At 56.6% G+C, this 12,650-nt stretch carries 9 protein-coding genes; 8 read left to right on the forward strand and 1 reads right to left on the reverse strand.

The features are described 5' to 3' along the window. Positions 1–146 precede the first annotated feature (146 nt). The 8 genes from AC6I1V_RS04045 to cydB all read left to right on the forward strand — a co-directional run bounded on the left by AC6I1V_RS04045 (position 147) and on the right by cydB (position 10,788). On the forward strand, positions 147–3,200 hold the full coding sequence (locus AC6I1V_RS04045) for a hypothetical protein (RefSeq protein ID WP_497736862.1): 3,054 nt from the start codon (positions 147–149) through the stop codon (positions 3,198–3,200). Between the two features lie 1,481 nt (positions 3,201–4,681). Further along, positions 4,682–4,963, forward strand: coding sequence for a hypothetical protein (locus tag AC6I1V_RS04050; RefSeq protein ID WP_497736863.1), 282 nt, complete (start codon positions 4,682–4,684; stop codon positions 4,961–4,963). 26 nt (positions 4,964–4,989) lie between these two features. Then, entirely contained in the window at positions 4,990–5,922 is a 933-nt protein-coding gene (locus AC6I1V_RS04055; RefSeq protein ID WP_486854680.1) for a DNA polymerase III delta subunit-related protein, read from the forward strand. Between the two features lie 262 nt (positions 5,923–6,184). Next, complete coding sequence (locus tag AC6I1V_RS04060) at positions 6,185–6,565, forward strand: desulfoferrodoxin (RefSeq protein WP_308771095.1); 381 nt, start codon at positions 6,185–6,187, stop codon at positions 6,563–6,565. 120 nt (positions 6,566–6,685) lie between these two features. Continuing rightward, positions 6,686–6,844: a rubredoxin gene (rd, locus tag AC6I1V_RS04065; protein WP_302554498.1), complete on the forward strand. Its 159-nt coding sequence runs from the start codon at positions 6,686–6,688 to the stop codon at positions 6,842–6,844. 107 nt (positions 6,845–6,951) lie between these two features. Further along, on the forward strand, positions 6,952–8,154 hold the full coding sequence (locus AC6I1V_RS04070; protein WP_302554497.1) for an FprA family A-type flavoprotein: 1,203 nt from the start codon (positions 6,952–6,954) through the stop codon (positions 8,152–8,154). 251 nt (positions 8,155–8,405) lie between these two features. Beyond that, complete coding sequence (locus tag AC6I1V_RS04075; protein ID WP_337430430.1) at positions 8,406–9,725, forward strand: cytochrome ubiquinol oxidase subunit I; 1,320 nt, start codon at positions 8,406–8,408, stop codon at positions 9,723–9,725. A 34-nt stretch (positions 9,726–9,759) separates the two neighbouring features. After that, positions 9,760–10,788: a cytochrome d ubiquinol oxidase subunit II gene (gene cydB / locus AC6I1V_RS04080; RefSeq protein ID WP_308772243.1), complete on the forward strand. Its 1,029-nt coding sequence runs from the start codon at positions 9,760–9,762 to the stop codon at positions 10,786–10,788. Positions 10,789–11,982: 1,194 nt separating this feature from the next. Here cydB and AC6I1V_RS04085 read toward each other — a convergent pair. Further along, a complete protein-coding gene (locus AC6I1V_RS04085) occupies positions 11,983–12,420 on the reverse strand; it encodes a DMT family transporter (protein WP_486850296.1) in 438 nt (145 codons plus the stop codon). Positions 12,421–12,650: the final 230 nt, after the last annotated feature.

Genomic DNA, 12,650 nt, shown 5'->3' on the forward strand with positions numbered 1-12,650 from the left:
TCATATACTTGAATACAATTTCATTGGAAGCGCGGATGTCTCCCACGGCGGGCCGTTGACGCTTGTTCTTTTTTTGACTAGAAAGGACGTTTCACCTTTTGCATTATTTCTCTTGTTATTTCCCTTTATTGCCTTCAGGATTGCCCATGCTCGGAACACTTTTTTTCGACAAGCAGGATCGAGAACTCCTGCGTATGATCAACGAAACGATCGATCACGGCCCCTCGCAGGATCTTGAACACAAGGTCTTTGACGCCAATCTCCATCCGCATGGCATCCTGGAACTGACGACGACCCACGAGTACAGGATGGCCCATGCGGTCATCAACCTGCTCGGCAACCTTGAGGCCGGGGGCGCTCCGGATCGGCTCATGGCCCTGCGCATCCTCCGCGACGAAGTGCTGCACAGCGCCCGTACGCCCTTCCGGTACAATACGGGCCGCGTCCTCATCCAGATCATGAAGGAGATCGTCCGGTCTCGGCAGGATGAACTGACGCAACTTGAGCTCGTGCATGATTTCAGGAAAGTCACGTCCGGGAACCCCCGCCTCGTGCGCCAATTCCTGAATACATACCATTTGTTGGAAATGCCTGAGGAATGGAACCAGCTTACCTTGGATCACCATGTCCACGATGCCAATACCAAGGGCCGCAAGAATGCGACGCACCTGATCATGGACGCATGGATCAAGGGCATCCGCTACCTCACCGTCGTCTATTACAACTACGTGGAGCCCGCCGCCGCGCGCGAGCTGCTGCAAGCCGCCGAGATCATGGGCGTCGACGTCCGCATCGGCCTCGAATTCCGCACGCCCTTCCGGGATCGCTTCGTCTCCTTCGTCTGGGCCCCGCGCGGGTTCTCCGATCCTGAAGCGTTTTTGTCCTTCCTCGCCGAGCGGCCTATGGTCGCCCTCATGAACGAAGGGCGCAAGGCATCCCTCTGGATGCAGCGCCACGTCATGGATACGCTCCACCTGTGGAACGCCAAGCACGCCCCGGCGCTGGCCGCTGAGCTCGAAATCCCCGTCCCGCTTCTTGAGCCGGAGGCGTTCCTCGCCTATGTGGGAACGGGGCAAACCTCATTCCTCCACCTTGCCGAATACGTGCACAAGACGCTCCTCAAGCACCTTGCCCAGCGGGTCAAGGCATTGCGGGAGGAGGCACTCACCGCCACCAGCGAACGCCAGAGCCAGATCGCGCAGCTTATCCGGCGCATGGACATGCTGACGATCGAAGTGATCATGGAAACGTGGCTCAAGCCCGAACGCAATCCGGAGCTCCCTTCCCCCGACGTGCCGGACAACGCGCCGGACACGCCGGAGCTGCTCAGGATGCCTCCCCATGTGCTGCTTGACTGGCTTTCTTGCCTGCGCAGCGGCTACCGCATCACGCTCCAGCTTGCGGAACTTGCCGCCGAGGACGTGCTCGAACTGCTCTGGGACTGCCAAGGCATGATCACCCATCTGGAGCTGTTCAACCTCAAGGAATGGCAGGAGGGGCATCTCCGGCACCTCACGGCGATCAACGATCTCCAGATCGCCATCAACAAGGGGAGCGTCCTGCACCTCAAGCAGATACTGCGGGGCATGATCCGTACGCTGGAAGCCTCGTCTTCCGAAAAGGACAAGGAACGCTGCGCCAAGTTCCGCATCATCCTGCGCAACATCCCCTCGCTGCAGGCCCCGTACAAGGTCGCGCCCCTGCGCGCCCGCATCGGGACGGACTCCACAAGCCACTCTGGCGTGCGGCACGGCATGGGCCTTGCCATGCCCGAAACCCTCCCCCACGGCGCACGCAGGCAGATCGCCAAGGGCAAGCAGTTCCGGCCCATTTACCTTCCCGTGTCGCTGTCGCTGGAGTTCCGGGAAACCTATGTCGAGCAGGAACGCCATTCGGCCTTCATGCATTGGCTCGGGCCGCGCTTGCGCCGCATTTGGGGGTTCAGCCATTTCGGGCTCCGCCGCACCAAGGAGTGGCGTGCCTCTTCCGGCGTTACCCAGATCGGCGAAGAAGGCAACGTCATCACGATGGGCGGCATCGGCGGCGAGCTGGACAACGGCCTGCGTGCCGAACAAACCGAAAAGGCCCGTCCGCGATGGCTCGGCTTTTCGCGCCTCAGCACGCCCATTTCCAATACGCTCAAGGTGCTCGCGGGATTCATCCCGGCGCTGGTGACCTTCCTGTACACACAGGAGTGGTGGGTGCTGGCGTGGTTCGGCGCGCCCCTGTGGTTCCTCATCACGGGCCTGCGCAACATCCCGCAGGCCATCCTCGGCGGAGGCGGCATGTGGAGCCGCTCCCTCCTGCGCTGGAACGATTATGTAAGCTGGACCCGCGTTTGCGACTCGCTGCTGTACACGGGGCTGTCCGTTCCCCTGCTGGAATATTTTATCCGCGTGCTGCTCTTGGAAGACGGGCTTGGGCTGACGGTCAAGGATCACCAGTTCCTTGTCTTCTCCATCATCGCCGGGGCGAACAGCATCTATATTTCGCTGCACAACATCTATCGGGGCTTCCCCAAGGAAGCCATCATCGGGAACCTCTTCCGAAGTTTGCTCGCCATCCCGGTTTCAGTGTTCTACAACGACGTGCTGGCCTTGTTCCTGCCGTTCTTCACAACGGCCGATCCCCTGCTGTTCCTTGAGCCCGGCGCAGCCATCATTTCCAAAACCGCGTCGGATACGGTGGCGGCCATCATCGAGGGCCTTGCCGACTGGCGCAACAACCGGCGGCTTCGGTACTGGGACTACGAAACCAAATTGCAGCGCCTGTTCGATTGTTATGCCAAGCTGGAACTGGCCTTCCCGGATCAGGACATCCTTTCGCTGTTGTCCCGCCCCAAGGAATTTACCCGGCTCACCTCCACGGAAGCCCGATCCCTGCAAGTGGAAAGCATCATCAATGCGCTGGATCTCATGTATTTCTGGCTGTACCAGCCCTGTGCGCAGCAAACCCTGATTTCCATCCTCCGCTCCATGACCCGCGAGGAACGGGTCATCGTGGCCCGGTCACAGGGGATCTTGTCCCGCGTCCGCGAAGTCAGCCAGCTTTTCGTGGACGGTTTGCTTGGGCGCAATTTCGCCCGTGCCCTGTCCTTCTATCTGGACAGCTACGAAACCTATATCCTCACGCTCAACAAACGCTGTGCCGGGTTCTCCAACGGACATCGCCCCTTGCTCAGGCGCAGGCGGCGTGTGTAGCCCCTAAATTTAGGCAGGAAAACATATGTCGGCTCTCCCTGGCGCAGGCGGCGTGTGCAGCCCCTAAAAAATGGAGACATCGGGGGAAGGGGCCTTTCTGAAAGGCCCTGCCATAGGATTTGGCCGTTTCAACGCCTTAATATGTTGAAAAAAATACGGCCTTTTCCCTAGTTTTCCCGTTGGCTGGCTCTATGGCTGAGGCTTTGCATTGGGTATTCCTTTGGAATTTCAGGAAAGAAAACATCAGCCATTTCCAATGGCACAGCCTTCTGAAAAGCCCCGCCACAGGAAACGGTTGATGTCGTATTTCTTGGGTTCCGCCACAGCAAAAGGTTGGCAGCTTCTTTTATGCCATTCAAAATAGATACTGCGGAAAATCTTTCTCGCCGCAGGGAGCATCGGCAAATGCCTTTGAAGAACCCAGGCTGTGTCGTCATTTTCAATATAATTATTTAAAATTATTGAAATAATATTTTTATAGCTTGAAAACTAGTTAAATAATTTCAATAGATCATATCTAATTGACGACACAACCTAATAAAATGGCTGTGTTATAGAAAATGGTTGATACTTTTTTCCTTGAAACTCCAAAGGGATAACTGGAAAAATGCCTTAACCGTGGATTCCCCCAAGGGGAAAACTAGAAAAAAGTTATATCTTTTACCGCACTGTGGAGATGAAACAATCACATACTATAACAAAGCCAATAAAATCAATTACTGCAACATTGCACCACTCAAATGCTATGACGGAGCCGTTCCTCAAGGCTATGCCATAGGAACTGGTTGATATTTTATTTCTTGGAGCTTCAAAGGGATAACCAATAACATATCTCAGTCATGGAGTCCGCCAGCGGGAAAACTGGAGAAAAAAGTTAGGCTGTGTCCCAGAAAATGGTTGATGCTTTTTTTCTTGAAATTCCAAAGGAATAACCAGAAAAACGCCTCAGCTATGGATTCAGCCAAGGGGAAAACTGGAGAAAAAGGCTGTCTTTTCAGCGTGCTGTGGAGATGAAACCACCACACACCATGATAGAGCCAAAAGTTATAGCTTCACCATGCCGTTGAGTTAAAACAAGCGCACCCTGTGGCAGAGCTTTCTGAAAAAGTATCCTTTTCCCCGAAGCTGCCAGAGCTGTGCGAGCCCCCCTTCACTGCCAAAGCCCTTTGGATTTGCGGCTTGCTGAACCGTTATGGGGCAATGCACCGAACAGGATCCGTTCCAAAACCGAAAGACGTTAGGCGGTATCGCCAATTAGATATAACCTAATGAAATTGTTAGGATATTTTTTCAAACTATAAAAATATTTTAAACAGTTTCAAATGGTTATGCGTTAAACAACGACACAACCTAAAACCCGGATACAAAAGTTTCTTGGATAGGCCCGCCAGCCGGGTTTGTACGAGCCCCGCATCCCTCTGCCCCAACCGACGGGAAAGGCATCCACCTCCAGAGGGCGTTTCGTATGGGGATTGCCGGGCATGGGAGGCGTGCCTGTCGCCTGTCCCACCGAACTCAACTCGCCGGAGACATCGCTGGATGGACGCAAAGAAGCCCGGCCAGAACCGCCCGCAATCCAACACGCCGGGGAGATAACCGGTGGGGAACCGTGCCTGTCCCATTCCCTGCTGTTGAAAAGCAAAAAGAAGTTCTGTAACAGCTACGGCAAACGGGACATGCGGCATTCCCCGCCTTGGGCCCCGCTGTTTGTGCGGGGAAAAGCCGATGGGCGGGCCTTCCCCTCCAGCATCCGTTTTCCGTGATCTTTCTTTGACTAAAAGGACGCACAGTGGCCGTAAAAACCACCCGCACAGCGGCGGAAGAACAGCTCCCTACCCGGGAAGAGGCGGAAGCCGCCTTTGCCCTCGCCCTTGACGCGCGGCAGGAGCGTGTGTGCGCCGCGCTCAACAAGCTGGCAAGCGATCCGCCGCAGGTTCTGATCCTCGAAGGCGGCAGTGTGGCCGAGCGCTTCAGTGTGGCCTTGTGGCACGCCGCCCGCCTCAACTGCCCGGAAGGGCAGCCGCCCTGCCTGCATTGCCCGGCCTGCCTCCAGATCGGTGCGAATGTATTTCATGATCTGTACGTGTTGGACGGGCGTGAAGGTTCCATCAAGATCGAAACCGTCCGCGAACTGAGGACTATCCTCGGGGAAGCGCCGCGCGGCGACGGCAAGCGCGTCGTTATCCTCGCCGAAGCCCAGTCCCTCGGCGTGGAAGCCGCCAACGCGCTTCTGAAATCGTTGGAAGAGCCCCGGCCCGGCGTTTGTTTCCTGCTCCTCGCCCCGCAGCGGGAACGCCTCCTCCCCACGCTTGTCTCCCGCGGCTGGGTCGTCACGCTGGCATGGCCCAAGGCAGGCACGCCCTCAACGCCGGAACTGCTCCAGTGGGAAGGGGCGCTGGCGGAATTCATGGCCTCCGGGCGGGGATGGCTCGACAAAACGTCTGGAAAGGGCGCCGTCGACGCGGCACTGGCCCGCCGGATCGTGCTCTCCGTCCAGAAGGCGCAGGCAGCGCTCCACGCCGGGCGGGATGGCGGGCCTCTTGGGCAGCGCCTTGCCATCCTTCCCGAAGCCGGGCATCTCCATGTCAACGATCTGCTGGCGCAATGCCAAGAGTCGCTGGATTATATGGTCAGCCCCCCGCTGGTCCTCAACTGGCTGGCCACGAAGCTGCACATCGTTTATCGTCACGCACGGCTGCGCGGGCGGAAGCCAACCGCCTGACCCGACATGAGATTGACGCAATGGAGCGTTAGACTTGCGGGGAAAGGCCGGGGGAAGCGCTTTTTTTGCTGGACAGCAAGTATAAAAAGAACTATTATCGTTTTTGCGAATGGGAGTTCTGGCTTGCGGAGCGATAGGGGAAACGAAGGGGAAACCGGATTCTCCATATCCATTTCTCATTGTCAAAAAACGGCTCCCGGTGTACTTTCCGGAAGAGACAGAATCCTTGTTCAGCCAACCATTGTCATAAGGGAGGTTTCCCATGGCTAACCAGTTTGAAATCTATAAGTGTGAACGCTGCGGCACCGTCATCGAAGTGCTTTTTGCCGGCGACGGCCCGCTTTCCTGTTGTGGCCAGGCCATGAAGCTCATGGCCGACAAAGCCGTCGACGGCGCCAAGGAAAAGCATGTGCCCGTGATTGAAGCCAACGGCGAGGGCTGTAAGGTCAAGGTCGGTTCCGCTCCTCATGTGATGGAAGAAACCCACTGGATCGAATGGATCGAAGTCACCGCCGCCGACGGCAAGCGCTATAAGAAGTTCCTGAAGCCCGGCGATGCGCCGGAGGCCGATTTTTGCATCCCGGCGGACAAGGTTGTTTCCGCCCGTGAATACTGTAACCTCCACGGCCTGTGGAAGGCATAAACGCCTATAGGCCACTTGACAACGACGGCTCTTTTTGGCTGTAACAGTCCCCGTTGGAGATGTTCCTTATACCTCTAACCCCCGTAGGCCGAGTCAGGCTTCACGGGCAGGAGATTGACAATGCAGAAATATGTTTGCGATGTGTGTGGCTATGAATATGATCCCGCCGCCGGTGACCCTGACAGCGGCATCGCCCCCGGTACCGCTTTTGAAGATCTGCCCGAAGATTGGGTCTGTCCCGTCTGCGGCGCTTCCAAGTCGGACTTCTCCGCTGCCTAAGAAGCGGCTCGTCTGAACGTGCAGAATAGGGGGTGTGACGGGCTTCGTCGCACCCCTCTCCATGTTTTTGTACTCACCTCAAACATGCCTGAAAGGATTTTGTCACTATGAAACCCGTTGAACTGGCGAAAGATATTTTCTGGATCGGGGCCGTCGACTACAACAAGCGCAACTTCCACGGCTACAGCCGTTCCCCGCGCGGCACGACCTACAACAGCTACCTCATCCGTGACGAGAAGAACGTCGTGTTCGACACGGTGGACAACGACTACGCCGGAACCATGTTCTGCCGCCTCGCCAAGCTGATGCCGCTCGACAAGGTCGACTACATCGTCGTGAACCACACCGAAAAAGACCATGCCGGCGCCCTGTGCCAGTTGGTCGAGCGCTGCAAGCCTGAAAAGATCATCACGTCGACCATGGGCAAGCGTTTCATGGAAGCCCAGTTCGACACCACCGGATGGCCCATCGAAGTGGTCAAGACCGGCGATGTGATCAACATCGGCAAACGGAACATCCATTTTGTGGAAACCCGTATGCTGCACTGGCCCGACAGCATGGTTTCCTACATCCCCGAAGACAAGCTCCTCATCAGCAACGACGCCTTCGGGCAGAACATCGCCTCCACCGAACGCTTTGCGGATCAATACGACCGCTGCGTGCTGGAAAAGGCGATCAAGGAATACTACTACAACATCGTCCTGCCCTTCTCCCCGCAGGTTCTCAAGACGCTTGATCTTGTGGCTTCCCTGAAGCTCGACATCGAAATGATCGCCCCCGACCACGGCCTCATTTGGCGCGGCAAGGACGACTGCCAGTACATCCTCGACACCTACCGCGCCCTTGCCGAACAGAAGCCGCAGCAGCGCGCCGTCATCGTCTACGACTCCATGTGGGGCTCCACCGGCATCATGGCCTCCGCCATCGCCTCCGGCCTTGAGGACGAAGGCGTGCCCGTCCGCATCATTGACATCCAGAAGAACCACCACAGCGACGTAATGACCGAACTCGCCGACTGCGGCGCGGTCATCGTGGGTTCCGCCACGCACAACAACAACGTGCTGCCCGGCATCGCCGACGTGCTGACCTACATGAAGGGCCTCCGCCCCCAGAACCGCGTGGGCGCGGCGTTCGGCTCCTACGGCTGGTCCGGCGAATCCCCGAAGATCATTCAGGAATGGCTCGCGTCCATGAACATGGACATGCCCGCCGATCCCGTAAAGTGCCTGTTCGTGCCCAAGCATGAAGGCCTGTCCCAGTGCGTCGCGCTCGGCAAGGCCGTTGCCGCTGCGCTTAAAGCGAAGTGCTGATGTTCCGGGGGGAAGCCGTGGGGCTTCCCCCCCGCCTCCCGTTCCGGCGGCGAAGGCAATGCGGCACACGGGGCATTCGTGAATAATGAGGAGATGCGGGGCGGATTTTGGAAAACCGCCCCGATATGCCGTTGAACAAGAATCCTTCCCAACGCGGCGTACCGTCAAATTTTTTCAAAGGAGCCTGAGGAGACTGGGCTCCCGCAATGTATCCGGCCCAAGGCCGGAAACGAACATCATGGGGGAATTCTATGGATGTTGTCATGCTGTCACGGCTGCAGTTCGCCGTGACCGTCTTTTTCCACTTCATCTTTGTCCCGCTGACCCTAGGGCTCGTGGTTCTTCTCGCCATCATGGAGACGCTCTACGTCCGTACGGGCAATGAAGTGTACAAAAGGATGACCAAGTTCTGGGGAAAGCTGTTCCTCATCAATTTTGTCCTCGGCGTCGTAACCGGGATTACCCTTGAATTCCAGTTTGGAACCAACTGGTCCCGCTACTCGGAATACGTGGGCGACATCTTCGGCTCGCTGCTGGCTATCGAGGCTACCGCCGCCTTCTTCCTTGAGTCCACCTTCCTTGCGGTGTGGGCTTTCGGCTGGGAGCGCGTGAGCAAAAAAATCCACCTGACCGCGATCTGGCTCGTGGCCATCGCCTCGAACCTGTCCGCCCTGTGGATCATCCTCGCCAACGGCTGGATGCAGAACCCCGTCGGCTACGTCATCAAGAATGGCCGCGCCGAGCTGTCCAGCTTCTTTGAGGTCGTAACCAACCCCTTCGCATGGAGCCAATATTTCCACACGATTTTCGCCGCGTGGATGCTCGGCGGCTTCTTTGTGCTCGGCGTCTCCTCGTGGCACCTGCTCCGCAAGAACGAATTGGATCTGTTCAAGCGTTCCGTGCGCATCGCCGCGCCCTTCACCCTGATCCTCGTCCTGCTGCTCGGCCTTCAGGGGCACCATCACGCGCAGGTCGTCGCGGAAATGCAGCCCGCCAAGCTCGCCGCCATGGAATCCCATTGGGAAACCGGCACCCATGTCCCCATGTATCTCCTCACATGGCCTGATCAGGACAACCATACCAACAGCATTGAGGCCCTGCCCATCCCCGGCCTGCTGAGCCTGCTGGCCTTCAACTCCCCAAGCGCGGAAGTGAAGGGCCTTGACGCCTTCCCCGCCGAAGACATTCCCCCGGTCCTTCCCACCTTCCTCTCCTTCCGCTTCATGGTGGCCTGTGCGGGCCTCTTCGTGCTGCTGGCCATCGCCGCGTGGTGGCGGAGAAAGGATCTCGAAAACCATCCCCTGCTCATGAAGGCGCTGATCTACGTGATCCCCCTGCCCTACCTTGGGATCATGGCGGGTTGGGCCGTGGCCGAAATAGGCCGCCAGCCGTGGATTGTTTATGGCCTCATGCGGACCTCCGACGCCGTGTCGCCGGTCCCCACGTCCTCTGTAGGGCTCTCGCTCGCGGCTTTCATCGTCATTTACACCTTCCTCGGCATTCTGGACATCTACCTGCTCCGCAAGTATGCCAAGAAGGGCCCGGAAGCTGCCCCTGAAGCGCAGGCCTAGCCCCGCCATCCTACCCTAAGAGAGGATTACCAATATGCTTGAAACCACTTGGTTTGTTTTGTGGGGACTGCTCTGGGCGGTCTACTTTGTCCTGGATGGCTTCGACTTCGGCATGGGAACCCTGCTGCCTTTCCTTGCCAAGAACGATGAGGAAAAACGCATCATCTACAACGCTGCCGGCCCGTACTGGGACGGCAACGAAGTGTGGCTCATCACGGCCGGCGGCGTGACCTTCGCCGCGTTCCCCAAGGCCTACGCGGTGATGTTCAGCGCGCTCTACGCTCCGCTGCTCATCCTGCTCTTCGCCCTGATCTTCCGCGCGGTATCCTTCGAGTTCCGCAACAAGAAGGACTGCCCCCAGTGGCGCAGGCTCTGGGACGCCTGCCAGTTCCTCGGCAACTTCCTGCCCGCGCTGCTGCTCGGCGTAGCCTTCGCCAACCTGTTCATGGGCATCCCGATTGACGGTGACGGCGTGTACCACGGCAACATCATCAAGCTCCTCAACCCCTACGGCCTCGCCGGCGGCATCTTCTTCGTGCTGATCTTCTGCATGCACGGTGCGCTCTGGCTGGCCCTCAAGTCCGAAGGCGACATTCATGAACGCGCCGTCGGCGCGGCGCAGGTGGTCTGGCCTCTTGTCCTTGCCGCAGCCCTGATTTTCCTCGCCCTGACCGCGTTCTACACCAACCTGTATGCCAACTACGCCGCACATCCCACGCTGCTCGTCTTCCCGATCCTCGCGGTGGCTTCCCTGCTCACCGTGCGGGTGATGATCGGGGCCGACAACCTGCTCGGCGCGTGGTTCTTCAGCGCGCTGTTCATCATTGCCGTGACCTTCTTCGGTGTGTTCGGCATGTATCCCGGCATCATCATTTCCAGCATCGATCCCGCGTACAGCGTAACGGTGCTCAACGGCGCTTCCAGCCCGCTGACCCTTAAGATCATGCTCGGCGTGACCCTCTGCTGCATTCCCGTGGTCATCGCCTATCAAGCGTGGGTTTACTACACCTTCGCCCACAAGGTGACCCCTGAAAGCCTTCAGAAGGACGATCACGCGTATTAAGTTATGTGGGGGAAGGGAGAAGGAACCCTTCTGAAGAAGGGTTGCCTTCTCCCCTCCCCCACACCCCCTCCCCTCATCCTCCCAAGACTTTTGACTGGTGGGGAGGCCGCGCGGAGGGAGTCCCCGTTACGGGGGTACATGGTCAATAAAACAGGCCGTCCGGGACAATCCGGGCGGCCTGTTTTGTTTTGGGAAAGGTTGATGCCGGCAATAAACCAACTGATAAAAACGGCGTGGCCCTGCCTTCCAACGGAAAAAGGGGCTCCCGTCTGTTGCTTCTCTTTGAGGTGCGCCATATCAAAAGCGTGCCATATCAGGAATGCTATGGGCCTGAAAACGCATCTCTTCTATACCGTAGGCATTGGGACGGCAAATCCTAGGTCGTCTCGGCAATTAGATACAATCTATGGAAACCAATTAACTATTTTTTCAAGCCACGAAAAAAGTTGTTTTCAATGGCTTCAAATAGTTACATATAAATGACGACACAACCTAAGGCTCTGTCATGGGATATGGTTGTTTCATCTCCATAGTATGGTGAACATAGAGACTTTTTCTCATTTTTCCGCTGATGGACTCTAGGTCGTGTCTTCTTTTTGATATGTAATTATCTGAAACTATTAAAAACAACCTTTTATAACTTAAAATAGTTAAATATTTTAGTATATTATTTACAATTAACAACACAATCTAGGATTGGGACATTTATTGGTTATTCCCTTGGAATTTTGGGAAAATAAGGCATCAACCATTTCCTATGCCCCCCAAGGCTATGCCATAGGAAATGGTTGATGCTTTATTTTTTGAAAGGCGGTGTCATAAAAAAGGTTGATGCTCTTTTCCCTTGAAGTTCCAAAGGAATAACCAACAAAATGCCTTAACCAAGGATTCCGTCAATGGGAAAACTGGGTAGAAAGAATGTATCCTTACCATACTGTGGAGATGAAACAACCACATACTATGACAGAACCCTTTGGAATTCCAAGTGGATAGCCCACAATACCCCGGCTATGAATTCCGCCAACGGAAAAGTTGGAGTAAAAGGCCATGTTTTCATCGTGCGTGTGGAGGTACCTATTTACTGCGATTCCCGCAGTTCGCGGCGGTAATGTTTTCACCGTGCGGGTGGAGATACCCCTTCCACTTCCTATGGCAGAGCCACTCCCCAAAGCAGCATAGTTTTTTGGTTGACCATCAGCGTCGGAACGCGATGAAAAGGCCGAGCAAGACCAGCAGGACGCCCAAAAAACGCCGCCATGTGAACAGGTTGACGGGAATGCCGAACCAGCCGAAATGGTCAATGATGCAGCCCATGATCAGGTTGCCGAGGATCATGGCCATCAGGGTAGGCAGGACGCCGATATGGGGCACGCAAAGAATCGTATTGAATACCACAGTCGCCCCGAACAAACCGCCGACCAGTTGCCACGCCGGAACGCCGAATACGCCGCCGACATGCCCTTTGCCGAAAAACAGCACAGCGATCCCAAGCACCAGCGTACCGCCAAGGAATGAAAGGAAACTCCCTTCCAACACGCCAACGGAGCGGCTCAACTGCGCGTTGATCGGCGACTGGAGCCCGAACAGCAGCCCCGCCGCGATCATCATGCCCAAATAAAAAATCTTTTCCATAGCCTGCCCCTACCCCCTCTTGCTCCTGCAAACCGAAAACCCTCCTCCGCTCTCCCTCCCTCTAAAAAAACACCCCGCTCAACGGCTTCCCTCAATCAACAGGGAATGCCGTGAACAGGGATTCAATAAGCACGAAAGTCTTGGGAAGGGGAGGGATGGGGGTTTGGGGGAAGGGAGGGGAAACCTTTCTCCAGAAAGGCTTCCCCTCCCTTTCCCCAATCTTCTCCCGC

The sequence above is a fragment of the Bilophila sp. T19-St14 genome, from assembly GCF_059728385.1.

Coding starts and splice junctions, on each gene's coding strand:
- cydB (WP_308772243.1), top strand. CDS start 9,760: ATGCTTGAAACCACTTGGTTTGTTTTGTGGGGACTGCTCTGGGCGGTC.
- AC6I1V_RS04070 (WP_302554497.1), top strand. CDS start 6,952: ATGAAACCCGTTGAACTGGCGAAAGATATTTTCTGGATCGGGGCCGTC.
- AC6I1V_RS04075 (WP_337430430.1), top strand. CDS start 8,406: ATGGATGTTGTCATGCTGTCACGGCTGCAGTTCGCCGTGACCGTCTTT.
- AC6I1V_RS04060 (WP_308771095.1), top strand. CDS start 6,185: ATGGCTAACCAGTTTGAAATCTATAAGTGTGAACGCTGCGGCACCGTC.
- AC6I1V_RS04045 (WP_497736862.1), top strand. CDS start 147: ATGCTCGGAACACTTTTTTTCGACAAGCAGGATCGAGAACTCCTGCGT.
- rd (WP_302554498.1), top strand. CDS start 6,686: ATGCAGAAATATGTTTGCGATGTGTGTGGCTATGAATATGATCCCGCC.
- AC6I1V_RS04050 (WP_497736863.1), top strand. CDS start 4,682: ATGGGAGGCGTGCCTGTCGCCTGTCCCACCGAACTCAACTCGCCGGAG.
- AC6I1V_RS04085 (WP_486850296.1), bottom strand. CDS start 12,420: ATGGAAAAGATTTTTTATTTGGGCATGATGATCGCGGCGGGGCTGCTG.